Source organism: Pseudacidovorax intermedius, from assembly GCF_003350475.1.
Classification (GTDB): domain Bacteria; phylum Pseudomonadota; class Gammaproteobacteria; order Burkholderiales; family Burkholderiaceae_C; genus Xenophilus; species Xenophilus intermedius.
Window position 1 is genome coordinate 395,738 of record NZ_QQAV01000003.1, and the last position, 22,928, is coordinate 418,665.

Sequence of the window (22,928 nt, forward strand, 5' to 3'; positions counted from 1 at the left end):
TCATACCCCCAGGTAGGCGCGGCGCAGGGCGTCGGAGTTCAGGAGTTCCTCCGGACGACCCGAGAAGCGCATGCTGCCGTTCTCGATCACGTAGGCGCGGTCGGCCATCTCCAGCGCCTGGCCCACGTTCTGCTCCACCAGCAGGATGGCCAGGCCCTCGCCGCGCAGGCGGCCGATGAGGGCGAACATCTCCTCCACCAGCAGCGGCGACAGGCCGAGCGAGGGCTCATCCAGGATCAGCAGCTCGGGCTCGGCCATCAGGCCGCGGCCGATGGCCAGCATCTGCTGCTCGCCACCGCTCATGGTGCCGGCCAACTGGGCGGTGCGCTCCTTGAGCCGCGGGAAGATGCCGAACACCTTCTCCAGGTTCTGCGCGCGGCGCGCCCGGGCGCGGGTGAAGGAGCCCAGCTCCAGGTTCTCCATCACGCTCAGGTTGGGGAAGATCTTGCGGCCCTCGGGCACCTGGATCAGACCCGCCCGCACCACCTCGCGGTAGTGCGCGCCGCCCAGCTCCACGCCGTTGAAGCGCACCGAGCCCGCCCAGGGCTTCATCAGGCCGCACAGCGTGTGGTTGAAGGTGGTCTTGCCGGCGCCGTTGCTGCCCAGCAGGGCCACCATCTCGCCGCGCGCGACCTGCAGGTCCACGCCGCGCAGCACCTCGATGCGGCCGTAGCCGCCGCGCAGGCCGCGCACGTCGAGCAGGGTCTCTGCGGCGGGCGTGCTCGCGTCGCGCACGGTCTGCGTCTCGATTGCCTGTGCACTCATGCCTGCACCTCCGCCTGCGCCGTCATGCCGCGCTGCAGCCGGGCGGCCGTGCCATGGCCCAGGTAGGCCTCGACCACCTTGGGGTCGCGGGTGACGACCTGCGGCGGCCCTTCGGCGATCAGCTCGCCCTGGGCCAGCACCCACACATGCTCGGCCAGGTTCATCACGGCCTGCATCACATGCTCGATCATGAGGACGGTGACGCCCTCCTCGCGGATGGCGCGCACCACGGGCAGCATCTCGGCGATCTCCTGCGGATTGAGGCCGGCCAGCACCTCGTCGAGCAGCAGCAGCCGCGGCCGGGTGGCCAGCGCGCGCGCCAGCTCCAGCCGCTTGCGGCCGGCCACGGTGAGGTCGGAGGCCGGCTTGTCCAGCTGCGGCCCCAGGCCCACGCGCTCGGCAACGGCCGTGGCGCTGGCCAGGGCCTCGCGCCGGTTGGCATGGTGCAGGTGGGCGCCCACCGCGATGTTCTCGCGCACGGTCTGCGCCGCGAAGGGCTGCACGATCTGGAAGGTGCGGCCCATGCCCATGCGGGCATTGAGGTGCGGCGCCTGGCCGGTGATGTCGCGCCCGCCCAGGCGCACCCGGCCGGTGTCGGGGCGCTGGAAGCCCGACATCAGCGAAAACAGCGTGGTCTTGCCGGCGCCATTGGGGCCGATCAGCGCGGTGAGCGAGCCCGCCGGCACCGCCAGCGAGACCTCGCGCACAGCGCGCAGGCCGCCGAAGGTCTTGGAGACGCCTTCGACTTCGAGCAGGTACTCAGCCACCGCGGCCTCCCTTCCAGAGCCGGCGCACGTTCTGCCCCACGCCGGCGATGCCGCGCGGCAGGAACATCACGATCAGCACCAGCACGCAGCCATAGATGACCATGTTGATGCCCGGCAGCTCGCCGAACAGGTTGCGCGTCAGGTCGGCCAGCACATGCAGCGCAAAGGCACCCAGCAGCGGACCCCACACGGTGCCCATGCCGCCCACGATGGCCGCCACCAGCGCCTCCACCGACGCAGTGGAGCCGAAGGCGATGCCCGGGTCGATGTACTGGAACACCTGCACATAGAAGGCGCCGGCCAGGCCCATGAAGCCGCCCGAGAGCACGATGGCGCCGAGCTTGACGCGCAGCGGGTCGACGCCGGCCGCGCGGGCCGCGTCCTCGTTGTCGCGCACCGCCTGCAGGTAGGCGCCGAAGCGCGAGTGCCGCAGCCAGGCACTGACCAGCAGTGCGGCCACCACCATGGCGAGGATCACGTACAGGTAGCCCACCCGCGAGCCGAACTGCAGGTTGGCCACCGATTCGCGCAGCGGCACCATCAGGCCGACCCCGGCCCCGGTGAAGGGCAGCGACAGCGCGAGGATGCGACAGACCTCGGCAAAGGCCAGCGTGACCAGCGCGAAGTACGAACCCTTGAGGCCGTAGCGGAAGCTCAGCGCCCCCACGATCAGGCCGACCAGCGCCGCGACGCCCGCCGCCGCCACCAGCGCCACCCAGGGGTTGAGGCCCCACTGCAGCTGCGCGATGGCCTGCACATAGGCGCCGAAGCCGAAGAACAGCGCATGCCCGAAGGAGAACTGCCCGCCGAAGCCACCCAGGATGTTCCAGGCCTGCGCCAGCAGCCCCGCATACAGCGCCATCATGACGAAGTTGAGCCAGACGCCCGAGGTCGTCACGAGCGGGATGGCGCCCACCACGAGGGCGAACACCACGATGAAGAGAACCGATTTCATGCCTTGCTTCCGAAGAGGCCCTGGGGACGGAACAGCAGCACCGCGATGAAGATGAGGAAGATGCCGATCTGTCCCAGCGACTCGCCCAGGAAGAGGCCGCCCAGCGACTCGACCACGCCGATCAGCAGCCCGCCCACCAGTGCCCCGGTGAAGCTGCCCATGCCGCCCAGCACCACGATGGTGAAGGCCACCAGCACGAAGCCGCCGCCCACCTGCGGGTTGACGTAGTAGGCCGGCAGCAGGAAGCAGGCGGCCGCGCCCAGGCAGGCCAGGCCGATGCCGAAGCTCATCGCGTAGACATGGTCGACGTCGATGCCCATGAGCCGCGCGCCCTGCTTCTCCTTGGCCACGGCGCGGATCGCGCGGCCCAGGTCGGTGGCCTTGACGATCCACAGCAGCACGGCCGCCCCGGCCAACGCACCGCCGAAGGCGATGAGCTTGGGCAGCGCGATGAAGGCCGGGCCGATCTGCAGCGTCGTCAGCGTGTAGGGCGTGTCGATGGTGCGCGTGTCGGAGCGGAAGAACAGCAGCGCCAGGTTCTCCATCACGATCGACAGGCCCAGCGTGACCAGCAGGATGTTCTCGTCCTTGCCGTGGCTGGCGCGGTTGATGATGCCGCGCTGCAGTGCGTAGCCCAGCGCGAACATGCCCGCCACCACCAGCGGCAGCGCCAGGTAGGGGTCGATGCCGAACTGCGCACGCAGCCAGTAGACGGCATAGAGCGCCAGCATCAGCGATGCGCCGTGCGCGAAGTTGATGATGTGCAGCACGCCGTAGATCAGCGTGAGCCCCAGGGCGATGAGGGCGTAGACCGCCCCGGTGGTGAGTCCGTTCAGCACGGACGGCACCACGATCGACAGATCGAACATGGAAAAGGAGCCTGGTGGTGCCGTTCAGGCCTTGAGCGGGAACAGGGGCTCGGCCTCGCGGTATTCGCGCGGGATGATGACCTTGATGTCCTTGTCGATGACCTGCGTCATCAGCGGACGGCCGCCCTGGTTCTGGCCATTGACGAACTTGGTCGGGCCATAGGGCATGAAGTGGTCGGAGAAGGTGCTCTTCTCCAGCGCGTCGATCAGCGCCGCGCGCTCGCTGGACTTGGCCCGCTCCAGCGCATCGGCCAGCAGCATCATGCTGGTGTAGGTCATGAACAGCTCATAGCTGAAGTACAGCTTCTGGGCCTCGGCCCGCTTCTTCAGCGCCTGGGCGCGCGCGTCCTTGGGGTTGAACCAGTGGTTGCAGTCGATGATGCCGTGCGAGGCATCGGGGAACTCCTGCACGAACTTGTAGCTCGACGCCGCGCCGCCCAGCACCGAGTAGATGGCCTTGGGCACCACGCGCTGCTGCTGCATGGTGCGCACCAGCAGTGCGTATTCGTTGTAGTAGTTGGCCGGGATCACGATGTCCGGGTTGACGGACTTGATGCGCAGCACGATGTTGTTGAAGTCGCGCGTGGGGTTGGCGTGCTTGATGACTTCCTTCACCTCGAAGCCATAGCCCGGCAGTTCGCGCGACAGCAGGTTGGCCGTGCCGGTGCCGAAGAGCGACTCCTCGTGGATGATCATCACGGTCTTGGCCGGCTTGCCCGCCACGCTGTTGAGCACGTGCAGGTTGGCCATCGCCAGATCCGTCACGGCCTTGTAGCCGGGGCCGAAGCGGAAGGTGTTCTTCAGACCGCGCTCGACGATCTGGTCGGCCACGCCCACGTCCACGATGTGCGGCAGGTTGTACTTGGCGGCGGCCTGCGTGGTGGCCAGGCAGATGGCCGAGGCGAAGGCGCCGACCACGGCCGACACACCGGCCTCGTTCATCTTCTCGACCTCGGCCGCGCCGGCCTGCGGCTGTGACTGGGCATCGCCCAGCAGGGCCTCGATGCGCGCACCGCCGAGCGACTTGATGCCACCGGCCTTGTTGATGTCCTCGATGGCCATGAGCGCGCCGGCCCGGCATTGCTGGCCCGAATAGGCGAGCGCCCCGGTGACCGGGTGCAGCACGCCGACCTTGATGCTGCGCGGCTGCGCGCCGCCGATGGTCGGGAGGGCCAGCGCGGACGCGGCGGCGGCCGACTGGGCGATGAACTGGCGACGGTTGCGGGTGGGCTGGGTCACGGCGAACTCCTTCGTGGGTCGATGTCAGGAAAAGCGGGCGGAAGCGTCCTTGCTGACCCACACCTTGGCGTCGATGTCGCCAACGCGGGACAGCTCCATCTGGTACTCGTAGCGGTCGGGCCGGTACAGGCCGTGCAGCCATTGCACGGGCCGGTCGTCCACGTCGTAGATGAGGCGACGCACGGCCAGCAACGCCGTGCCGACCGACACGTCGAGGTGCTCGGCCATGTGGGCGTCGGCCAGGCGGGCCGAGATGGTCTGGTGCGCCCGGCCCACGCGCACCCCCGACTCCTCCAGCAGCAGCAGGATGGGCTTGCGCGCCAGCTCGCGGCGGCCGAAGCCCTTGGCCAGCGCCTGCGGCACATAGGTGGTGATGAGCGACAGCGGCCCTTCGCGCGTGCTGCGCACCCGCACCGCCTTCTGGACCTCGGCCCCGACCGGAATGGCCAGTGCCTGCGCCACCGATTCAGAGGCGGTGATGCCCGCCACCTCCAGCACCTTCACCGAGGTCTTCAGGCCCATGGCGACGAGGTTCTCGAGCAGGCCGGTGAGCGGCGTGTGGTCGGGCGCGGCGACGGAGGCATTGGCCGTGGTGGGCCGGGTGCCGCGGCCGGGTTCGCGCTTGATGAGGCCCTCGTCGGACAGGCGCTCCAGCGCCTTGCGCACCGTGACGCGCGACACCTCGAACTGCTCCATCAAGGCATGCTCGCCCGGCAGTCCCGCCTGGAAGATGCCCTCCTCCAGCTGCTGTCGGAGCACGAGGTAGATGCGGTGGTACTTGGGAAGCGGCAGCGCCGAGGACATGGGAAATGATCGTAGGAGCCGTTTTATTGTTCTGTCAATAAGACATTTGAGAGCGGAACTTTGCCTTGGCTGTGCCGAGGGCAAAGGGTCGTCAGCGCGGCAGGGCATCCGGGCATGCAGGAGTCATGCCCGCATGGACCGGTGCCTTGCAGCACGACGATGCACCGTCGCGGGTCTGACCCGCCAGGGGGTCGACGACGCTCCCCATGGCGGGGCGCCGCGCACGCGACTGGGGCGCGGCGCGTGGCGCCCGCGCCGCAGGGTCAGTCGCGCACGCGTGGCGGACCGGCGAACTGTGTCGACATCAGCCGCAGAACCCGGCGTTGGCCGCGGCTGGCCACGGCCAATCAGGCCGCGCGCGCAAGCCCGAGGATGGTCTGCAGCATCACCACCCGTGCCTGGCCGAGCACCATGCCCTTCCAGGCGTCGTCATCGCAGTAGAAGGCATCGCGCACATCACGGCGGATGGCGCGGCGCTGCAGGTCGTCGGCCTCGGGATGCCGATGCAGCCAGCAGTCCGCGCGCAGGCGGTCCAGCACCTGCTGGTCCGGCAGCGTTCCGAACTCCAGGCCCATCGGCGCGAAGAGGGCCTGCGGGCACTCGTCGTAGGCAGCACTCACCACCGGCCCGGACACATCGGGCGACGCCGATCCGGCCTCGAACATGGCCAGCACGTCCGCACCCCACAGCGACCGCGCCAGCGGCAGCCCGGCCGCGCGTCCCGGGAAGATCTTCTCGCCATGCCCCCACGGGCCCAGGCCGGTGTGCACATCGATCCAGGCCAGATGCGTGGCGGTGGCCGCATGCTCGCGCAGCAGCGCGCGCATCGTGCGGTTACTCCAGCTCGGTGCCGTGCCGCCATAGAACAGGCCGTCCGGCACGGTGTACTGGCCGCGGCTGAGCGCCGCGCGGTAGGCCGCCATCCCGTGCTCGGCGATGTAGTCCGCCAGCGCGGCGGCCTGTTCGGCCGTGGGCGGCCAGTGGTCGGGAAGCGCGAGCGAATCGACCGCCGCATAGTCGGCGTTGACCGGTAGAGGCCGTTCGAAGTCGACGTGGTTGCGGTTGAGGTCGATGTTGTCCTCGTTGACCCGCCGCAGGTGTGAGAAGCCATGCGGATTGATGGCATGGATCAGCAGCAGACCCAGACGCGCCTCGTCCAGCCGCCGCAGCAGGTCATCGTCGCGCAGCAGCGCGACCTGGCAGCCGGAGCCGCAGAAGCCCTCGGGCCCATGGGTGCCGGCACTGACGATGATGAGGCGGCTGGCATCCGCCGCGCCAAGCCGCGCGGCGTCCATGGCCAGCGTTTCTCCCAGGGCGCCTCGATGGCCGGGCAACTCGATGGACTGGATGCGCGCCCCGCGGTCCTCGGCGGCATCCAGGAACTTGCGGCGGGCTTCGGCATAGCTGCCGGAGAAATGGGAGGCGATGGAAGGCATGGCGATGTTCCTGGCTCGGCCGTTTCCGGCATGCTGCAGACGGGTCGGTGAAGGCCGGCAGCGCCGTGCTCCCAGGCGCCCCACGGGCATGCGGCCATTGTGACGAGTCATGCACCCTGCGGTCGGCCCGTGGCGCAAGACCATCCCCGTACGGGCATGGGCCTAAGATCGCCGCCCCCGAACCCCCTCTTACCCACCTTAGCTGTACCCATGAGTGAACCGACCACTCCCATCCAGGAGCCCCGGCTATGGAGCGACGAGCGCTGGACCGCGCGCGTCATCAAGAACGAAGACGACGACGGCTGGGCCGTCTCGATGACCCGCCAGGGCGATGCCGAGCCGGCGCTGGTCGGCCCCTGGACCATGGGCCGCGACAAGAAGAACCCCAAGCCCCTCGACACCGCGGCCTTCCATACCCTGGTCAAGACGGCCAACGAGGTGCTGCGTCGGCACGAGCAGCAACTGCATGCCCGGCTGAACAAGAGCGTGAGCGTCTGCAGCGGCTCCGAGCGCATCCGGGTGTCGCTGCAGATCGTGCCGGACGAGGACAACCCCTACGCCATCCTGCGTGCGGAGGACGAGCTGGGCGAAGCGCTCGGCGAAGCCCGCGTGCCGCCGACCTTCAAACTCAATGCCGACAGTGCCGCGGCGTGGATCGAGGGCGGCTTCGAGCGGCCCTCGCGCTGATCACGAGGGCGCTGCCGGCCGGTCCAGCAGGCAGTCGATGAACGCGCCGAGCAGCGCCGGCCGATGCTGCCTGTTGGGGTAGTAGAGGAACAAGCCCGGACGAGTGATCGACCAGTCCGCGAGCACCTGAACCAGGCGCCCCTGCGCCAGGAGCTCACCGACGCCGTCCTGCTCGAAGTGGTAGGCGATGCCCAGCCCGTTCAAGGCGGCAGCGATGCCGACGTCGGCATGGTTGGTGACCACGGGACCGTCGACGGCGACCTCGAGCCGCTGACCCCGCTTGCGGAACTCCCAGCGGTAGGGCCGGCCATCCGGCTGCAGTCGCCAGTTGATGCATGCATGGTCATGCAGGTCCTGGGGTGATTGGGGTGCTCCTCGACGCGCGAGGTAGTCGGGGGACGCGACGGCCACCATCTTCAGGTCCGGCGTGAGGCGCACGGCCACCATGTCCTTCTCCAGTCGTCCGCCCACGCGTATGCCCGCATCGAAGCGCCCCACGACGATGTCGGCCAGCGCATCATCGACCACGATGTCGAGCACCACATCGGGATGGGTCTGGTGGAAGCGGGCCAGCCGCGGCGCAATGAGGGTTCTTGCCGCGATGCCCAGCGTGTTGATGCGCAGCGTGCCGCTGATCTGCCCGGTGGCTTCGCTGGCCTCGGCCACCGCAACGGCCATCTCCTGGAACAACGGCGCGATCCGCCGGTAGAGCCGCTCGCCGCTCGCCGACGGCGCGACGCTGCGGGTCGTGCGATTCAGAAGCCGCGCGCCGATACGGCCTTCGAGCTGCCGGATGGTCTGGCTCAGTGCCGACGGCGAGAGCCCCAGGTGCTCTGCGGCCCGGGCAAAGCTCTGGCGCTCCACGACGGCGACGAAGGCCTTCAGCTCAGCGAAATCGGAGCCTCGCATTCTGTATTCCTTGCTACACAACCCATGCAGATTCAAGCATATTCCCTAAAGACTGGGCGGCGCGCATCCTCGGGGCCTTCACTCACCGCATGGAGCCAATGCCATGGACACCTTGAATCTTCCCGCGCCGATTGCTGCGTACTTCGCCGCCGACCCCGAGACCGAAGCCTTGGCACATTGCTTCACGGCGCAGGCGGTCCTGAAGGACGAAGGTCACACCTACACCGGAGCCCGCGCTATTCAGACCTTCATGGCCGACGCATCGGCCAAGTACAACGCGACGGCGGTTCCGTTCGCCTTGGAGCAGGAAGATGGATCCCATGTGGTCCGCGCCACGGTCACCGGCAACTTTCCGGGCAGCCCCATCGTTCTCTCGTACCGCTTCCGGCTCGCGGGGGCCCTGATCGCATCGCTGGAGATCACGTCATGAGCTTCGATCTGCACCTCGAAGGCCGGCGTGTCGTGGTCACGGGCGGCACGGCCGGCCTCGGCGCGGCCGTGGTGAAGGTCTTTGCCGAAGCCGGCGCCAGAGTGGCGACATCGGCACGCAGTGCGCCGGCGCAGCCGGTCGAGGGCGTCACGTATGTGCCCGCCGACCTGTCGACCGCGGAAGGCACCCATCACTTTGCCCAGACCGTGCTGAAGGACTGGGGCGGCGCCGACATCCTGATCAACGTGCTCGGTGGCTCGAAGACGCCCGGCGGTGGATTCGCCGCGATCACCGATGCGCACTGGCTGGCCGAGCTGAACCTGAACCTGATGCCGGCCGTCCGCATGGACCGTGCACTGCTGCCAAGCATGCTGGCACAAGGCGCTGGCGTCATCATCCACGTCAGCTCCATCCAGCGCGCGCTGCCGCTGCCCGAGTCCACCACGGCCTATGCCGCCGCCAAGGGTGCCCTCACCACGTACAGCAAGTCGCTGGCGCGAGAGGTCACCCCCAAGGGCGTGCGCGTGCTGAGCATTGCGCCCGGCTGGATCGAGACCGAGGCGTCCGTCGAGTTTGCCCAACGGATGGCCGCAGAGGCCGGCACCGATTACGAGGGCGGCAAGAAGATCGTCATGGATTGGCTCGGAGGCATTCCCGTTGGACGCCCCGCGAGGCCCGACGAGGTCGCCGACCTGATCGCGTTTCTTGCGTCGCCGAGATCTGGTTCGATCACAGGCTCAGAGGTGCGGATCGACGGCGGCACCGTGCCGACGGTGTAGGCGGTGCGGCCGCAGGGTCGAGGCGGGCGAGTTCCTCGCGTTGCCGCTTGTGGCGCGCCGATGCCACGCCCGCGATGCACAAACCCGAAGCCCCCGCCGCGTGCGTCGAGAGGGCGGGCAGGGGCCTTCGCGTCGAGGACGGGGCCACCGACTCCGCACATCACCAGCCCGCAGACCCGGGCTCGCCCTTGAAAGGACCCACGACCTCGGGCGTGATCCAGCCTGCGTAGAAGCGACCCGGCTGCGGCACCACGCGAATGCCGTCGACCCAGCAGCCGAGCTGGTGCGGATAGAACGCGATGTGGTCACGCAATGCCGAGTAGCTTGGTTCGGGCTGGGGGTAAAACCACGCTGCCGCCTCGAACCGCCCCGTTCCGGCGATCACGGTCAGGTAGCGCGCCTGCCCTTTCCATTCGCAATACGACGCTCCTGCGGCAGGCGCCAGCGCGTCGGCACGCACATCGGCGCGCGGGAGGTAGAAGGTCGGCGGGCTGGCGGTCTCGAGCAGCCGCAGCGCCTGGCGGGTGCGTGCGATCTCGACATCGCCAACGCTCACCACGATCTCGCGCCCATCCGCCTCGATGCGCGGCGGGCGCGGATAGTCCCAGACCGATTCCTGACCTGGACCCGGTGTCTGCGCGAAGGATGGGCGAGCGTCGCCGACATAGCGCCATTGCGCACGGGCGCGCTGGAGGCGTTCGCTCTCTTGGGAATGGGCGTCTTGGGAGTTCATGCGGCATTCTGTGCGCGGCCCACACCATATCCTCGCCGCTGGCGTGGGCAGCATCGCTCGGGAGTCTTGAACGACGGCGGACGCCGCCCCAAAGAAAAAAGCCCGGTGAGCAGTGCGCTACCGGGCTTTCTGGAACCGTCATGGACGGTAACTGGCGGAGAGGGTGGGATTCGAACCCACGGTACGGGGAAACCGTACGCCTGATTTCGAGTCAGGTACATTCGACCACTCTGCCACCTCTCCACAAGCTGTGCGATTCAGTCGAAGCCTTGCATTATAGCCAGGCTTTTGACCCGCTGGGAAGCGGGTCGCAGCGATTCGATCACGCGCGCAGGACGGCCTGGTTGCCCAGGTAGGGGCGCAGCGCCTTGGGGATGGCGATGCTGCCGTCGGCCTGCTGGTGGTTCTCCAACACCGCGACCAGCGCACGGCCCACGGCCAGGCCGGAGCCGTTCAGGGTGTGCAGCAGTTCGTTCTTGCCCTGCGCGTTCTTGAAGCGGGCCTGCAGCCGGCGTGCCTGGAAGGCCTCGCAGTTGGAGACGGAGCTGATCTCGCGGTAGGTGGCCTGTGCCGGAATCCACACTTCCAGGTCGTAGGTCTTGGACGAGCCGAAGCCCATGTCGCCGGTGCACAGCAGCACCACGCGGTAAGGCAGTTCCAGCGCCTGCAGCACCGCCTCGGCATGGCGGGTCATTTCTTCCAGCGTGTCGTAGCTCTTCTCGGGGTGCACGATCTGCACCATCTCGACCTTGTCGAACTGGTGCTGGCGGATCATGCCGCGCGTGTCGCGGCCGGCGCTGCCCGCCTCGGAGCGGAAGCAGGGCGTGTGCGCCGTCAGGCGGATGGGCAGTTGCGACTCGGGCACGACGGTGTCGCGCACGAAGTTGGTCAGCGGCACCTCGCTGGTGGGAATGAGGTAGAGCGCGGACAGGTCGGGCACCGGCTCGCCGTCCTGCCCGCCCTTCTTGGCGGCGAAGAGATCGCCTTCGAACTTGGGCAGCTGGCCCGTGCCGCGCAGCGTCTCGCCATTGACGATGTAGGGCACGTAGCACTCGGTGTAGCCGTGCTGCCCGGTCTGCAGGTCGATCATGAACTGCGCCAGCGCACGGTGCAGGCGGGCGATGGCACCCTTCATGACGGTGAAGCGCGAGCCGGCGAGCTTGACGCCCATCTCGAAGTCCAGGCCCAGCGGCTCACCCAGTTCCACATGGTCCCGCGGCGTAAAGCCGAGCTGCGGTGCGTTGCCGCCCTCCCCGCCCTGCGGGCTCCAGCGCCGCACCTCGACGTTGCCGGCTTCGTCCTCACCCTGCGGCACGCTCTCGTGCGGCAGGTTGGGCACCGCAAGCAGCAGGGTCTGCAGTTCGGGCTGCAGCGCGTCCAGGCGCACGGCGGACGACTCCATCTCGGCCTTGAGCGCGTTGACCTCGGCCATCAGCGCATCGACCGACTCGCCCTTGGCCTTGAGCGGGCCGATCTGCTTGTTCAGCGCGTTGCGGCGGGCCTGGATCTCCTCGGTGCGCGTCTGCAGTTGCTTGCGCTCGGCTTCCAGGGCGGAAAAGCGCGCGACGTCGAGGTAGGGCTGGTTCTTCTTGCGGGATTCGAGACGCGCAACGACCGAAGGCAGGTCCTTGCGCAGGAGAGTGATGTCGAGCATCGGCTCATTGTAGGAAACGGCTTTGCGTCGCCTGCGCCAGTGCAGCGCGGTCGGCATTGCTGGCGAAGGCCTCGCTCGCCCGAGCGAAGGCCTGGCGGGCCATGGCGTCGATGGCCTCGGCATGGGCCGGCTCAGCCTCGGCCAGCGCGGCCAGCGTCTTCTGCAGCCGGATCGACACCTCGATGGCACCGGTGCCATCGCGCGCCAGCGGTCGGAAGGCGTCCTCCAGCAGGTCGGCCATCGCAGGCAGCGGCACGAAGACGCGGTCGCAATCGGCATCGCCCGGCGCATCGTCCGGCCGCGCGAGCACGGCGCGGAAGACGCGGTGCTGCGCATCGATCACCTCGATGGCGGTGCCGGCGTCGTTGACGGCCGCCGACAGGGCGCGGCTGCCGATCTCCGCCAGCGTGACCAGACCCAGCCGCGGGTCGTGGTCGAAGCTGCGGTGGCGCTCGACGGTGAAGGCCCGGGCCAGCGCGGCGCGGCCGTCGTCATCGGCCTGGCCCTCGACCTGCAGCAGCGGCCGCTGCGGATGCACCAGCGTGCCGGGCAGGACGGCCACATGCAGGCGCAGGTCGGCCTGTGCGGCGATGCGCTGCAGCGCACCCACGTCCACATGCGTGACGTAACCCGTGCGCTCGCCGAAGACCGGCCACGCGCCTTCGGGCACGGCCACGGCCGGCTGGCCCCCCAGGTACGGCGCCTCGCGCCATTCGCGGACGGATTCGACGGCCGCGCGCTCGACGCGGTCGATCACGTCGGACATGCGGCCGAAGGCCGTGAGGTGCGCGATCCAGCGCAGCAGCGTGAACACGATCAGCGCCACCACGGCCAGAGTGCCGACGAACAGGATCACCCGCCCACGGTCGCCGTAGAAACCGGTCGACAGGGCAATGATGCCGACGATGGAGAACAGGAAGGCGCCCAGGAAGGTCGAGAGCGCGTTCTGCGAGGTCGGGTCCTGAATGAGCAGTTGCGTGGCGCGCGGCGTGGCCAGGGTGGTGGCGGAGGAATAGGCCGACACCATGGCCGTGAGCGAGAAGGTGGTCACCGCCAGCATCGACGACGCGAGGATCTGCAGGATGCCGCCCACCGAGTCCTGCCCGATGTTGCCCTCGAAGTGCTCCGGCAGCCAGGGCGCCAAGTAGCGCGCCGCGACCGCCAGCAGCACCGCCACCAGGCTGAAGACGACCGAACGGAACCAGATGCGCCGCGCCGTGCGGCGCAGCAGCAGTCGCCAGGAAGGCAGGCTCATGGTGTGCGCGCCGGACTCAGGCGACCGTCGCCGGATCGACGTTGGCGCCGCAAACGATCAGGCACACGCGCTGGCCCGGCTGCAGGCGCACGGCGCCGCTGTGCAGCGCCGCCAGTGGCAGCGCAGCGGCGGCCTCGACGGCGAGCTTCATCTCCTTCCACAGCCACTGCTGCGCGTCGCGGATGGCGGCCTCGGTCAGCAGCAGTGCCTCGGGCACATGGTGCTTCGCGATCTCCCAGGCAATGCTGCCGATGCGGCCCGCGCCCAGCGAATCGGCGGCCAGGCCGCCCACGGCCACGTCGACCGGCTCGCCCGCCTCGCGGGCGCGGTAGAGCGTGGGTGAGCCCTCGGGCTCCAGCGCGATGACGCGCGTGCGGTCCTCGAACCAGCCGGCCAGGCCACCGATCAGGCCACCGCCGCCCACGCTGACCAGCACCGCATCGGGCACGCCACCGGCCTGGGATTCGATCTCGCGGCCCAGCGTGCCGGCGCCAGCCACGACCTCGGGCTGGTCGTAGGCATGGGTGAGCAACGCGCCGGTGGCTTTCTGGCGAGCCAGGCAGGCTTCGAGCGCATCGGCATACAGCTGGCCGACCACGTTGACCGTGGCGCCCAGGTCGCGCAGCTTCTGACGCTTGGCCTCGGGCGAGACGCCGGGCAGGAAGACCTCGCAGGGCACGCCCAGCGCCCGCGCCGCACCGGCGGTGGCGATGCCGGCATTGCCGCCGGAGGCGACCACCACGCCCGCCTCGGGAATGGGGTTGGCCAGCAGCCGGTTCATCATGCCGCGGGCCTTGAAGCTGCCGCCGGACTGAAGGTGCTCCAGCTTGAGCCAGACCTCGGCGCCGGGCGCGTCTAGGCCCAGGGCCGAGGCGGGCAGGCGCCACAGCGGCGTCTCGCGCACGAAGCCGCGGCCCTGTTGCTGCAGGCGCTGGGCGGCCGCCTCGATGTCGGCGCGCCAGCCCCGGAAATCTTGCGAAGAAGAGGTCGAAGTCGTCATGGGTGGTCCAGAAGTGGCACCGGCCGCATCATGCGGCCGGCTGGCGGGAGGCCTCGCGCCGCGCGCCTGCGCGCTGCGGATGGCGTCCGGGAAGGATCAGGAGATGTGCTGCGGCGGCGGCTGGTCGTCCAGCTTGAGGCCCTTGGGCAGCGGGAACTTGAGGTGCTCCTCCACGCCCGGCAGGCTGCGCACCGACACGGCGCCCAGCGACCTGATGCGGTCGATCACCTCGCGCACCAGCACCTCGGGCGCCGAGGCACCGGCCGTGAGGCCGACGCGGGCGCGGCCCTCGAACCATTCGGCCTGCAGCTCGGCGGCGGAATCGACCATGTAGGCCGTGGTGCCCAGCCGCTCGGCCAGCTCGCGCAGGCGGTTGCTGTTGGAGCTGGTGGGGCTGCCCACCACGATCACCACGTCGACCTGCGGCGACAGCAGCTTGACCGCGTCCTGCCGGTTCTGCGTGGCGTAGCAGATGTCCTGCTGCTTGGGCTCGCGCACCTTCGGAAAGCGCGCCCGCACGGCAGCGGCGATCTCGGCGGCGTCGTCCACGCTAAGCGTGGTCTGGGTGACGACGGCGAGCTTGTCGGTCTGGCCGGGCTGCACGCGGGCGACGTCCGCCACGTCTTCGACGAGGTGGATGCCGCTGGAGAGCTGGCCCATCGTGCCCTCGACCTCGGGATGCCCCTTGTGGCCGATCATGATGAACTCGTAGCCTTCCCTGGCCAGCTTGGCCACCTCGACGTGCACCTTGGTCACCAGCGGACAGGTGGCGTCGAAGATCGAGAAGCCACGCGCGCGGGCCTCGTTCTCCACCGCCTTGCTCACGCCGTGGGCGCTGAAGACCAGCGTGGCGCCGGGCGGCACCTCGTCGAGTTCCTCGATGAAGATCGCACCCTTGGCCTTGAGCTCGTTGACCACATAGGTGTTGTGCACGATCTCGTGGCGCACATAGATCGGCGCGCCGAACTTGGCGAGGGCCCGCTCCACGATCTCGATGGCCCGGTCCACGCCGGCGCAGAAGCCGCGCGGCTCGGCCAGGAGGATTTCGTTGAGCGCGGTACCGGTGGTCATCACAGGACGCCGATCAGGCGCACCTCGAAGGTCACCGGCTGGCCCGCCAGCGGATGGTTGAAGTCGAACTGCACCGCGCTGTCCGACAGCGCGATCACGGCACCCGCATAGCTGCCCGCGCCATCGGGCGTGGGGAACTGCACCACGTCGCCGACGGCGTACTGCTCGTCGGGGTCGCCCAGCTGCGCGAGCAGCGTGCGCGCTACCCATTGCTGCATCTCGGCGTTGCGCTCGCCGAAGGCCTCGCCGGCCGGCAGCTCGAAGGTGGTGTGCGTGCCCTCTTCCAGGCCCAGCAGGCGCTGCTCGACGGCGGGCGAGAGTTCGCCCGCGCCCAGCGACAGCGTGGCGGGCTTGTCGTTGAAGGTGTTGATGATGTCGCCGGCCGGGCCGGCCAGGCGGTAGTGCAGCGTGAGGAAGGAGCCGGGCTGCACCACGGGAATTTGGGTGGACGAAGACAAGGGAGGCCCCCGATAAACTGGCCCGCGAGTTTAAAGGAGGGGGGTTGGGCCGCCGTGCCGTGGGGCCGTCGACGCCACGGCCCCCAAGGGAGGAACCACATGGCATTCCACGACCTGCCGGCCGATGCGCGCCCGCGGGAGAAGCTGCTCGCGCGCGGCCCTGCCGCGCTGAGCGACACCGAACTGCTGGCGCTGCTGCTGCGCACCGGCCTCGCGGGCCGGCACGTGCTGCAGCTGGCGCAGGACGTGCTCGATGCCTGCGGCGGCATCGCCGGCCTGCTGCATGCCGATGGCGAGGCGTTGCGCAAGATCCGCGGTTTGGGCGGCACGGCCAAGCGGGCCGAGCTGCTGGCCGTGATGGAGCTGGCCCGTCGCGCCATGGCGCAGCGGCTCGCCGAGCGCCCGGCCTTCGAGACGCCCGATGCCGTCGCGCAGTACCTGCAGCTGCACCTGGCCCACAAGCCGCACGAGGTGTTCGCCGTGCTCTTTCTCGACACCCGCCATCACCTGCTGGCGATGGAAGAGCTGTTCCGCGGCACGCTGGCGCAGACCAGCGTCTATCCGCGCGAGGTGGTGCAGCGCGCCCTGCACCACGGCGCCGCGGCGGTCGTGCTGGCCCACAACCACCCCAGCGGCGACGTGCAGCCCTCGCGGGCCGACCTGGCGCTGACCGAATCGCTGCGGGCGGCCCTCGCCCTGCTGGACATGCGGGTGCTGGACCACGTGATCGTCGGGCCGGGTCGCTTCCTCTCGATGGCCCAGCAGGGACTCCTGTGAGCCGCGCCTAACGGCCCGCGGGCCCGTGAGACACTGCCCCGATGCCCCCGAAGACCCCGGCCCTCAAGAGCTTGGCCGACCTCAAGCAGGTGCAGCGCCAGCTGGCCGAGGACCGCGCGCGCGAAGCGGCCGAGGCCCTGCGCCAGAAGCAGCTGGAAGAGCAGCGCCTGGCGCGGCAGAACCTGTTCGCCCGCGCCATCGGCGCCGACACCGGCGCCACCAAGCCGCTCAAGCACAAACCCATGGTCGTGCTGACCAAGGAGCGGCCCGCGCCCGTGGCCACGCAGTTTCACCTCGACGAAGCGAAGGCCCTGCGCGAAACCATCAGCGACGAGTTCGACGTCACCACGCTGCTGGACGCCGACGATCAGATGAGCTTCCGCCGCCCCGGCGTGGGCCTGGACGTGACGCGCCGCCTGCGCGCGGGCGACTGGTCCATCCAGCGCCAGCTCGACCTGCACGGCCTGCGCAGCGACGAGGCCCGCGAGGCGCTGGGCGGCTTCATCCGCGAGGCCCACCGCCACGGCGTGCGCTGCGTGCGGGTGGTACACGGCAAGGGCCTGGGCTCGCCCGGAAAGCAGCCAGTGCTCAAGACCAAGGCGCAGCGCTGGCTGATCCAGAAGAAGGAAGTGCTGGCCTTCGTGCAGGCCAAGCCGGCCGAAGGTGGTGCCGGCGCGCTGGTGGTGCTGCTGGCACCGGCTGGGCGCTGAGGCAACCCGGGGCGCTCAGACGCCCTTGTTGCGCATCCAGTCGGCCGTCTGGAAGAAGGAGTCGCGCAGGCGCGCGCGCAGGGCCTCGGGCACGGCGGTCTCGCCCATCGCCTGGTCCATGCAGGCGAGCCATTGGTCACGCTCCTTGATGCCGATGGGAAAGGGCAGGTGCCGCGCCCGCAGCCGCGGATGGCCGAAGCGCTCGGTGTAGTGCTGCGGACCGCCCATCCAGCCCGTCAGGAACCACGTCAGTCGCTGCCGCGCGTTGTCCAGGCTGGGGCCGTGGGCGGCGCGCAGGTCGGCGTACTTCGGCTCCAGTTCCATCAGGTCGTAGAAGCGCTCGACCATGGCGCGGATCTTGTCTTCGCCGCCGATCCACTCGAAGACGGTGTCGTAGGGCGGCTTTTCCTGAATCTGCATGGGGCCGATTGTCCGCGGCTCCTGTGCCACGCCCGGAATCGGTGCGACGCGGGCCCTTCGGACCGCACGGACACTGGCATGTGTCTTGCTCGTTTTTGTTCTTCATATTGAAATTAGTTCAATATATTGAACAAGGAGTGATGAGCATGACCATGAGCGACGCTTTCTCCCGACGCCACTTCCTCGGCGCCGCCTCCTCGCTGACGGTGGGCCTCGCCCTGCCGGCGCGGGCCGCAGGGGGCTTCACGTCCACCGTCTTCGGCGGCGTCTGGGAGAAGAACTACCGCGCCGCCATCGTCGACAGCTTCGAGAAGAAGCTGGGCGTGAAGGTCGCGCTCAAGCTGGGCACGGCCAGCGAGTGGCTGACCAACGGCATGGTCAACCGCGCCAAGCCCGAGATCGACATGCTGCTGCTGCCCTACCCGGACAGCATCAAGGCGGTGCGTGCGGGCATCGGCATGCCGCTGTCGCCCGACAAGATCCCCAACATCCGCAACGTGCACCCGATGTGGTTCGACCAGTTCCGCAAGGAGGCGGTGGGCCTGGACTACGTGGCCTATGGCATCGCCTACCGCACCGACCTGGTGAAGAAGCCGCCCGAAGCCTGGAGCGACCTGTGGGACCCGGCCCTCAAGGGCCGGGTCACGGTGCCCAACATCGGCGTCTGGGGCAGCTGGGAGATGCTGGTGGCCGCCGCCCGCACCCGCGGCGGCGACGAGAGCAACCTCGACCCCGGCTTCAAGGCCCTGCGCGAGCTGCGGCCGAACATCCGGCGCTTCTTCAGTGGCTCCACCGATGCGATGCAGATGCTCGACACCGGCGAGGTCTCGGTCGTGGCGATGACCACCAACATCCCGGCCTACGCGCTCATCGACAGCGGCAAGCCGGTCAAGTTCGTGTTTCCGAAGGACGGCTCGATGGTGGGCATGGTCTCCTACCACGTGGCGCGCAACACGGCCAACGCCGACCTCTGCATGCAGTTCATCGACCACGCGCTGAGCAAGGAATGCCAGGAAGCCTTCTGCAACGCCGTGATCGCCGGCCCCACCAACCGCCTCGCCCGCCTGAGCGGCAAGGCGGCCGAGCGCGTGCCGGCGCTCGATCAGCTCAAGCTCTTCGATTGGGCCAAGGTCATTCCGCAGATGTCGGAGATCACCGACCGTTGGAACCAGGAGATCGCAGGTTGAGCGCCGAGCAGTCCCTGAAAGAGCCGACACAGGGCGCCGATCCCTTCGCGGCCGCACTGGTGATTCCCGCCACGGCCGCCCTCCTTGAAGCGGCACCGGCCGCACTGGACGATCTGGCTGCGCTGCTGCAGGCCGCGCGGGCGGCCCGCGTGTTCACCGTCTTTATCGCGCCGGTCGAGACGGCCTTCGCCTGGCCCGAGGCCCTCGTGCCGCGGCCGGGCCCGCACGAGTTCGTGGTCCGCGCACCGGACACGGGCGCCTTCGGCGCCAGCACGCTCAACCTGCTCCTGCGCGCCAACGCCATCGAGCAACTCGTCGTGGCCGGCCTGCAGATGGATCTGGCCGTGGCCAGTCTGCTGCGCGATGCCCGCGCCCGCGGTCTGCAGGCGCAGGCCGCTGTGGACGCCCCGACGACGCATGCCGTCGCGCAGCGATGGCCCGCGGGATCGGATGCGCCGCGCAGCTGGCAGCCGCAGGTCAAGCATTCGCGCTGGCTGCGTACGCTGGAACAGCGCGTGGCGCCCGCCCACACGGCCCTGCTGCTGATCGACGTGCAGAACGACTTCGTCAGCGCCGACGGCGCCACCGGCCGGCGCGAGGCCATGCCGCTGGTGCAGTCGGCCGTCGCCCAGATGCCGGCCCTGCTGGAGGCCGCGCGCACGGCAGGCTGCACCGTCGTGCATGTGCATGCCGAATATGGCCAGCATGTGCGCCATGTCGGTTCGCCCTACCGCTTCCCGAGCGCGCTGACGCGTGAGGGCGCCGTCTGGAGCCTGTCGGCCGCGGAAGTGGACGATGCCCACCAGTTCGCGCCCGGCGAGGTGGAGGTCTGCCTGCCGGGCAGTTGGGGCCGTGCGCCGCTCGAAGCCGTCGCACCGCGGGCCGGCGAACTGCAGATCACCAAGCACCGCTTCAGCGCCTTCGTCGATACGCCGCTCGAAGTGATGCTGCGCGCCCGCGGCATCCGCACGCTGATCGTGGCCGGCGTGACCACCAACTGCTGCGTCGAGTCCACGGTGCGCGATGCCTCCATGCTGGACTTCCACATCGTCGTCGCCGAGGACGCCGTGGGCGTGAAGAACTCGGTGGTGGCGCTGCACGAGGCCTCGCTCGAGCAGATGCGCACCTACTTCGCGCGGGTCGAGCCCGTGGCCCGCATCGCCGAGGCGCTGCAGAGCCACGCTGCGCCGCAGGACGCCGGCCCATGACCGCGCACGCCGCCATCCTGGCGCCCGACTCCCTCACCGTCGTCGCCCCGGCGCGAGGCCGGCCGCCCGTGGGCCTGCTGGTGCTGCCTGGCCTGGCCCTGCTGGTGCTCGGCCTGTTCCTGCCGCTCGGCCAGGTGCTGTGGATGAGCCTGAACCCGCCCGAGCCCGGCGTCATCGCGCCAGTCGCCGAGCTCACGCTGGCCAACTACGCGCGCCTGATGCGCAGCGACTTCTACCTGGGCATCGTCGTCCGCACGCTGTGGCTGTCGGCGCTGACCACGCTGCTCACCGCGGTGTTCGGCATGGTGCTGGGCCTGTCGGTGTGGCGCGCGCGTCCTTCGGTGCGCGGCATGCTGCTGGTGATGATCCTGGCGCCATTGCTGGTGAGCATCGTCGCGCGCACCTACGGCTGGGTCGTGCTGCTGGGTGACAAGGGCGCGCTCAACAGCGTGCTCATGGCCCTGGGCCTGACGGACGAGCCCCTGCGCATCATGTACACGCAGCCGGCCGTGCTCATCGGGCTGGTGCACGTGTTCCTGCCCTTCATGGTGCTGTCGCTGCTGGGCGCACTGGACCGCATCGACCCCTCGCTCACCGAGGCCGCGGCCACGCTGGGCGCCTCGCGCTGGCATGTGTTCCGGCATGTGATCCTTCCCCTGTCGGTACCGGGTCTGGCCAGCGGCACCATCATCGTCTTCAGCCTGTCGATGTCCTCGTACGTCACGCCGGCGCTCATGGGCGGCAGCCGCTCGGGGCTGATGACCACCTTCATCTACCAGCAGTTCTCGGTCACGATGAACTGGCACTTCGGCGCCACCATGGTGGCCGTGCTGCTGGCCGCCACGCTGGCCCTGCTGCTGGCCGTGGTGGGCTGGAGCCGCTGGTACACGCGCCAATGGAGCCTGGCCCGATGAACCGCCTTCTTTCCCTGGGCATGCGCGTGCTGACCGTACTGCTCTACGTCTTCCTGCTGGCGCCGCTGGCGATGGTGGTGGTGGTGTCGTTCAACGGCGGGCCGGTGCCCAGCTTTCCGCCCACCGACCTGTCGCTGCACTGGTACGGCGAGGCCCTGGCCTCGGACAACTTCATGGGCGGGCTGCTCACCAGCCTGTGGCTGGCCGCGGCGGCGACGCTGGTGGCCCTGCCCGTCGGCGTGGCCGCGGCCTTCGCCATCGCGCGCGGACGCTGGCCGGGGCGCACGCTGGTGGAGTCGCTGTTCCTGTCGCCGCTGATCGTGCCGGGCATCGTGATCGGCATCGCGGTGCTGGTGGCCATGGCGGGCCTGGGCATCGGCAATGCGCCGCTGCGCCTGTTGCTGGGCCACGCGCTGATCGTGCTGCCCTACACGCTGCGCACCGTGCTGGCCGCCCTGACGCGGATGGACCCGACGCTGGAAGAAGCCGGCATCGTGTTCGGCGCCTCGCGCTCGCAGGTGCTGCGCCACATCCTGCTGCCGCAGCTGCGTGGCGCGATCGCGGCCGGCGCCATCCTGAGCTTCATCCTCTCTTTCGACGACGTCTCGGTCTCGCTCTTCCTCGGCAGCGCCCAGCACACCACGCTGCCCATCGCCATCATGTCCTACATGCAGTACAACTTCGACCCGTCCATCGCGGCGATCTCCGCCATGCTGATCCTCGCCACGCTGGCCATCGCGCTGGTGGTCGAACGCGTGTTCGGCCTCAAGAAGATCCTGGGGAGCTGAGCATGGCCCATGTCCGCGCCGAACGCCTGCGCAAGAGCCACGGCAGCCAGCTGGTGCTCGACGACATCTCGCTGGACATCCCCAGCGGGCAGTTCCTCACGCTGCTCGGCCCGAGTGGCTGCGGCAAGAGCTCGACGCTGCGCATCGTGGCGGGTCTCTCCTCGCCCGACGCCGGCCGCATCCTGATCGACGACCGCGACGTGACGCGGCTGGAGGTGCAGAAGCGCAACATCGGCATGGTGTTCCAGAGCCACGCCCTGTTCCCGCACATGTCGGTGAACGAGAACGTGGCCTTCGGTCTGCGCATGCGCAAGGTCTCCGGCGCCGAACAGCAGCGCCGCGTGCGGCGTGCCCTGGCGCAGGTGCGGCTGGAGGACTTCGGCGAGCGCTTTCCGCAGCAGCTCTCGGGCGGCCAGCAGCAGCGCGTGGCCATCGCCCGCGCGCTGGTGGTGGAGCCGAGCATCCTGATCCTCGACGAGCCTTTCGGCGCGCTCGACCGCAAGCTGCGCGAGGCCATGCAGACCGAGCTCTACGGCATCACGCGCGAGCTGGGCATCACCGCCCTGTTCGTCACCCACGACCAGGAAGAGGCGCTGATGCTCAGCGACAGCGTGGCGGTGATGAACCGCGGCCGCATCGAGCAGGTCGGCCCGCCCGCCGAGTTGTACGAAAAGCCGCGCAACCGCTTCGTCGCGGAGTTCATGGGCCTGGACAACTTCGTGCGCGCCCGGCTCGAGCAGGCCGGCCCGCAGGGCAGCGTGCTCAGCGCCTTCGGCCAGCGCTTCGAGGCGCCGGCCAGCGCGCTGCCCGCGGGCAGCGAGGTGGAGATCGCCGTGCGGCCCGAGCGCATCCGGCTGGCCCCACAGGCCCAGGACACCTCGGCCCGCGTGTGTGGCCGCCTGACCCAGGCGATCTACCACGGCCATGCCTCGGACTACACCGTGCAGCTACCCGACGGGCAGCAGTTGCTGGTGCGGCAGGAGAGCGCCGGCCAGGCCCCGCTTTCCGTCGGCACCGAGGTGTGGGCGCATTGGCCGCCGCTGGCAGTGAACATCCTCGAAGCGGCGTGAGCGGCGGCGCAGCCATTCCCGAGCGCTCCCGCGTCGCAGGCGA

General features: G+C 69.4%; 25 protein-coding genes and 1 tRNA gene. 10 read left to right on the forward strand and 16 right to left on the reverse strand.

Annotated features, from left to right (window positions below; translation table 11 throughout):
* The 7 genes from DFR41_RS11360 to DFR41_RS11390 form a co-directional block, all read right to left on the reverse strand.
* Entirely contained in the window at positions 1 to 765 is a 765-nt protein-coding gene (locus DFR41_RS11360; RefSeq protein ID WP_114802771.1) for an ABC transporter ATP-binding protein, read from the reverse strand.
* Entirely contained in the window at positions 762 to 1,532 is a 771-nt protein-coding gene (locus DFR41_RS11365; protein WP_114802772.1) for an ABC transporter ATP-binding protein, read from the reverse strand. Before DFR41_RS11365 ends, DFR41_RS11360 begins: the two co-directional genes overlap by 4 nt.
* Positions 1,525 to 2,487 carry a branched-chain amino acid ABC transporter permease gene (locus DFR41_RS11370; protein WP_017760185.1) on the reverse strand — a complete coding sequence of 321 codons (963 nt, stop codon included), beginning with the start codon at positions 2,485 to 2,487 and terminating at the stop codon, positions 1,525 to 1,527. Before DFR41_RS11370 ends, DFR41_RS11365 begins: the two co-directional genes overlap by 8 nt.
* Positions 2,484 to 3,356 carry a branched-chain amino acid ABC transporter permease gene (locus DFR41_RS11375; protein WP_076503263.1) on the reverse strand — a complete coding sequence of 291 codons (873 nt, stop codon included), beginning with the start codon at positions 3,354 to 3,356 and terminating at the stop codon, positions 2,484 to 2,486. The genes DFR41_RS11370 and DFR41_RS11375 overlap by 4 nt, the downstream gene beginning before the upstream one ends.
* Before the next feature lie 24 nt (positions 3,357 to 3,380).
* Complete coding sequence (locus DFR41_RS11380) at positions 3,381 to 4,595, reverse strand: ABC transporter substrate-binding protein (protein ID WP_114802773.1); 1,215 nt, start codon at positions 4,593 to 4,595, stop codon at positions 3,381 to 3,383.
* 24 nt (positions 4,596 to 4,619) lie between these two features.
* Positions 4,620 to 5,399, reverse strand: coding sequence for a GntR family transcriptional regulator (locus DFR41_RS11385; RefSeq protein ID WP_170159351.1), 780 nt, complete (start codon positions 5,397 to 5,399; stop codon positions 4,620 to 4,622).
* Positions 5,400 to 5,746: 347 nt separating this feature from the next.
* A complete protein-coding gene (locus DFR41_RS11390) occupies positions 5,747 to 6,835 on the reverse strand; it encodes a M14 family metallopeptidase (protein ID WP_114802774.1) in 1,089 nt (362 codons plus the stop codon).
* 210 nt (positions 6,836 to 7,045) lie between these two features.
* On the opposite strand from DFR41_RS11390, the gene DFR41_RS11395 reads away from it, so the two are divergent.
* Positions 7,046 to 7,522, forward strand: coding sequence for a hypothetical protein (locus DFR41_RS11395; RefSeq protein WP_114802775.1), 477 nt, complete (start codon positions 7,046 to 7,048; stop codon positions 7,520 to 7,522).
* Here the strand turns inward: DFR41_RS11395 and DFR41_RS11400 are convergent, their stop codons facing one another.
* Positions 7,523 to 8,431: a LysR family transcriptional regulator gene (locus tag DFR41_RS11400; protein WP_114802776.1), complete on the reverse strand. Its 909-nt coding sequence runs from the start codon at positions 8,429 to 8,431 to the stop codon at positions 7,523 to 7,525. It abuts the gene before it with no gap.
* Positions 8,432 to 8,534: 103 nt separating this feature from the next.
* Here DFR41_RS11400 and DFR41_RS11405 point away from each other — a divergent pair, with 103 nt between their 5' ends.
* Together DFR41_RS11405 and DFR41_RS11410 are read left to right on the forward strand one after the other, a co-directional pair.
* Positions 8,535 to 8,861: a nuclear transport factor 2 family protein gene (locus DFR41_RS11405; protein WP_114802777.1), complete on the forward strand. Its 327-nt coding sequence runs from the start codon at positions 8,535 to 8,537 to the stop codon at positions 8,859 to 8,861.
* On the forward strand, positions 8,858 to 9,640 hold the full coding sequence (locus DFR41_RS11410; RefSeq protein WP_114802778.1) for an SDR family oxidoreductase: 783 nt from the start codon (positions 8,858 to 8,860) through the stop codon (positions 9,638 to 9,640). Before DFR41_RS11405 ends, DFR41_RS11410 begins: the two co-directional genes overlap by 4 nt.
* Before the next feature lie 160 nt (positions 9,641 to 9,800).
* On the opposite strand, the gene DFR41_RS11415 is transcribed toward DFR41_RS11410, so the two are convergent.
* The 7 genes from DFR41_RS11415 to DFR41_RS11445 form a co-directional block, all read right to left on the reverse strand.
* Complete coding sequence (locus DFR41_RS11415) at positions 9,801 to 10,373, reverse strand: DUF427 domain-containing protein (protein ID WP_114802779.1); 573 nt, start codon at positions 10,371 to 10,373, stop codon at positions 9,801 to 9,803.
* A gap of 152 nt (positions 10,374 to 10,525) precedes the next feature.
* Positions 10,526 to 10,616, reverse strand: a tRNA-Ser gene (locus tag DFR41_RS11420).
* Positions 10,617 to 10,695: 79 nt separating this feature from the next.
* Complete coding sequence (gene serS / locus DFR41_RS11425; protein WP_114802780.1) at positions 10,696 to 12,027, reverse strand: serine--tRNA ligase; 1,332 nt, start codon at positions 12,025 to 12,027, stop codon at positions 10,696 to 10,698.
* 4 nt (positions 12,028 to 12,031) lie between these two features.
* Positions 12,032 to 13,282 carry a DUF2254 domain-containing protein gene (locus DFR41_RS11430; protein ID WP_114802781.1) on the reverse strand — a complete coding sequence of 417 codons (1,251 nt, stop codon included), beginning with the start codon at positions 13,280 to 13,282 and terminating at the stop codon, positions 12,032 to 12,034.
* A 16-nt stretch (positions 13,283 to 13,298) separates the two neighbouring features.
* Positions 13,299 to 14,282, reverse strand: coding sequence for a threonine/serine dehydratase (locus tag DFR41_RS11435; RefSeq protein WP_114802782.1), 984 nt, complete (start codon positions 14,280 to 14,282; stop codon positions 13,299 to 13,301).
* Positions 14,283 to 14,378: 96 nt separating this feature from the next.
* Positions 14,379 to 15,353: a 4-hydroxy-3-methylbut-2-enyl diphosphate reductase gene (gene ispH / locus DFR41_RS11440; protein WP_114802783.1), complete on the reverse strand. Its 975-nt coding sequence runs from the start codon at positions 15,351 to 15,353 to the stop codon at positions 14,379 to 14,381.
* Positions 15,353 to 15,811, reverse strand: a complete 459-nt coding sequence (locus DFR41_RS11445; protein ID WP_043112907.1) for an FKBP-type peptidyl-prolyl cis-trans isomerase — start codon at positions 15,809 to 15,811, stop codon at positions 15,353 to 15,355. Before DFR41_RS11445 ends, ispH begins: the two co-directional genes overlap by 1 nt.
* Before the next feature lie 99 nt (positions 15,812 to 15,910).
* On the opposite strand from DFR41_RS11445, the gene radC reads away from it, so the two are divergent.
* A complete protein-coding gene (gene radC / locus DFR41_RS11450) occupies positions 15,911 to 16,588 on the forward strand; it encodes a RadC family protein (RefSeq protein ID WP_114802784.1) in 678 nt (225 codons plus the stop codon).
* 41 nt (positions 16,589 to 16,629) lie between these two features.
* On the forward strand, positions 16,630 to 17,298 hold the full coding sequence (locus tag DFR41_RS11455) for a Smr/MutS family protein (RefSeq protein WP_114802785.1): 669 nt from the start codon (positions 16,630 to 16,632) through the stop codon (positions 17,296 to 17,298).
* A 15-nt stretch (positions 17,299 to 17,313) separates the two neighbouring features.
* Here DFR41_RS11455 and DFR41_RS11460 read toward each other — a convergent pair whose 3' ends face one another.
* Positions 17,314 to 17,718: a group II truncated hemoglobin gene (locus DFR41_RS11460; RefSeq protein ID WP_017756907.1), complete on the reverse strand. Its 405-nt coding sequence runs from the start codon at positions 17,716 to 17,718 to the stop codon at positions 17,314 to 17,316.
* Positions 17,719 to 17,864: 146 nt separating this feature from the next.
* On the opposite strand from DFR41_RS11460, the gene DFR41_RS11465 reads away from it, so the two are divergent.
* The 5 genes from DFR41_RS11465 to DFR41_RS11485 are packed head-to-tail and all read left to right on the forward strand — an operon-like array spanning position 17,865 to position 22,885.
* Positions 17,865 to 18,905, forward strand: coding sequence for an ABC transporter substrate-binding protein (locus DFR41_RS11465; RefSeq protein WP_170159352.1), 1,041 nt, complete (start codon positions 17,865 to 17,867; stop codon positions 18,903 to 18,905).
* Positions 18,902 to 20,113 (forward strand): isochorismatase family protein, encoded by a 1,212-nt coding sequence (locus DFR41_RS11470; protein ID WP_170159353.1) that lies wholly within the window; start codon positions 18,902 to 18,904, stop codon positions 20,111 to 20,113. Before DFR41_RS11465 ends, DFR41_RS11470 begins: the two co-directional genes overlap by 4 nt.
* Entirely contained in the window at positions 20,110 to 21,027 is a 918-nt protein-coding gene (locus DFR41_RS11475; protein ID WP_114802788.1) for an ABC transporter permease, read from the forward strand. The genes DFR41_RS11470 and DFR41_RS11475 overlap by 4 nt, the downstream gene beginning before the upstream one ends.
* Positions 21,024 to 21,815: an ABC transporter permease gene (locus tag DFR41_RS11480; RefSeq protein WP_170159354.1), complete on the forward strand. Its 792-nt coding sequence runs from the start codon at positions 21,024 to 21,026 to the stop codon at positions 21,813 to 21,815. The genes DFR41_RS11475 and DFR41_RS11480 overlap by 4 nt, the downstream gene beginning before the upstream one ends.
* A gap of 2 nt (positions 21,816 to 21,817) precedes the next feature.
* Positions 21,818 to 22,885, forward strand: a complete 1,068-nt coding sequence (locus DFR41_RS11485) for an ABC transporter ATP-binding protein (protein ID WP_114802790.1) — start codon at positions 21,818 to 21,820, stop codon at positions 22,883 to 22,885.
* Positions 22,886 to 22,928: the final 43 nt, after the last annotated feature.

Bases quoted from the DNA above. Each gene is read 5' to 3' on its own strand.
- DFR41_RS11475 (WP_114802788.1), top strand. From the start codon at position 20,110: ATGACCGCGCACGCCGCCATCCTGGCGCCCGACTCCCTCACCGTCGTC.
- DFR41_RS11435 (WP_114802782.1), bottom strand. From the start codon at position 14,282: ATGACGACTTCGACCTCTTCTTCGCAAGATTTCCGGGGCTGGCGCGCC.
- DFR41_RS11460 (WP_017756907.1), bottom strand. From the start codon at position 17,718: ATGCAGATTCAGGAAAAGCCGCCCTACGACACCGTCTTCGAGTGGATC.
- DFR41_RS11480 (WP_170159354.1), top strand. From the start codon at position 21,024: ATGAACCGCCTTCTTTCCCTGGGCATGCGCGTGCTGACCGTACTGCTC.
- DFR41_RS11360 (WP_114802771.1), bottom strand. From the start codon at position 765: ATGAGTGCACAGGCAATCGAGACGCAGACCGTGCGCGACGCGAGCACG.
- ispH (WP_114802783.1), bottom strand. From the start codon at position 15,353: ATGACCACCGGTACCGCGCTCAACGAAATCCTCCTGGCCGAGCCGCGC.
- DFR41_RS11410 (WP_114802778.1), top strand. From the start codon at position 8,858: ATGAGCTTCGATCTGCACCTCGAAGGCCGGCGTGTCGTGGTCACGGGC.
- DFR41_RS11405 (WP_114802777.1), top strand. From the start codon at position 8,535: ATGGACACCTTGAATCTTCCCGCGCCGATTGCTGCGTACTTCGCCGCC.
- DFR41_RS11375 (WP_076503263.1), bottom strand. From the start codon at position 3,356: ATGTTCGATCTGTCGATCGTGGTGCCGTCCGTGCTGAACGGACTCACC.
- serS (WP_114802780.1), bottom strand. From the start codon at position 12,027: ATGCTCGACATCACTCTCCTGCGCAAGGACCTGCCTTCGGTCGTTGCG.
- DFR41_RS11385 (WP_170159351.1), bottom strand. From the start codon at position 5,399: ATGTCCTCGGCGCTGCCGCTTCCCAAGTACCACCGCATCTACCTCGTG.
- DFR41_RS11390 (WP_114802774.1), bottom strand. From the start codon at position 6,835: ATGCCTTCCATCGCCTCCCATTTCTCCGGCAGCTATGCCGAAGCCCGC.
- DFR41_RS11395 (WP_114802775.1), top strand. From the start codon at position 7,046: ATGAGTGAACCGACCACTCCCATCCAGGAGCCCCGGCTATGGAGCGAC.
- radC (WP_114802784.1), top strand. From the start codon at position 15,911: ATGGCATTCCACGACCTGCCGGCCGATGCGCGCCCGCGGGAGAAGCTG.
- DFR41_RS11485 (WP_114802790.1), top strand. From the start codon at position 21,818: ATGGCCCATGTCCGCGCCGAACGCCTGCGCAAGAGCCACGGCAGCCAG.
- DFR41_RS11370 (WP_017760185.1), bottom strand. From the start codon at position 2,487: ATGAAATCGGTTCTCTTCATCGTGGTGTTCGCCCTCGTGGTGGGCGCC.
- DFR41_RS11455 (WP_114802785.1), top strand. From the start codon at position 16,630: ATGCCCCCGAAGACCCCGGCCCTCAAGAGCTTGGCCGACCTCAAGCAG.
- DFR41_RS11465 (WP_170159352.1), top strand. From the start codon at position 17,865: ATGACCATGAGCGACGCTTTCTCCCGACGCCACTTCCTCGGCGCCGCC.
- DFR41_RS11415 (WP_114802779.1), bottom strand. From the start codon at position 10,373: ATGAACTCCCAAGACGCCCATTCCCAAGAGAGCGAACGCCTCCAGCGC.
- DFR41_RS11400 (WP_114802776.1), bottom strand. From the start codon at position 8,431: ATGCGAGGCTCCGATTTCGCTGAGCTGAAGGCCTTCGTCGCCGTCGTG.
- DFR41_RS11430 (WP_114802781.1), bottom strand. From the start codon at position 13,282: ATGAGCCTGCCTTCCTGGCGACTGCTGCTGCGCCGCACGGCGCGGCGC.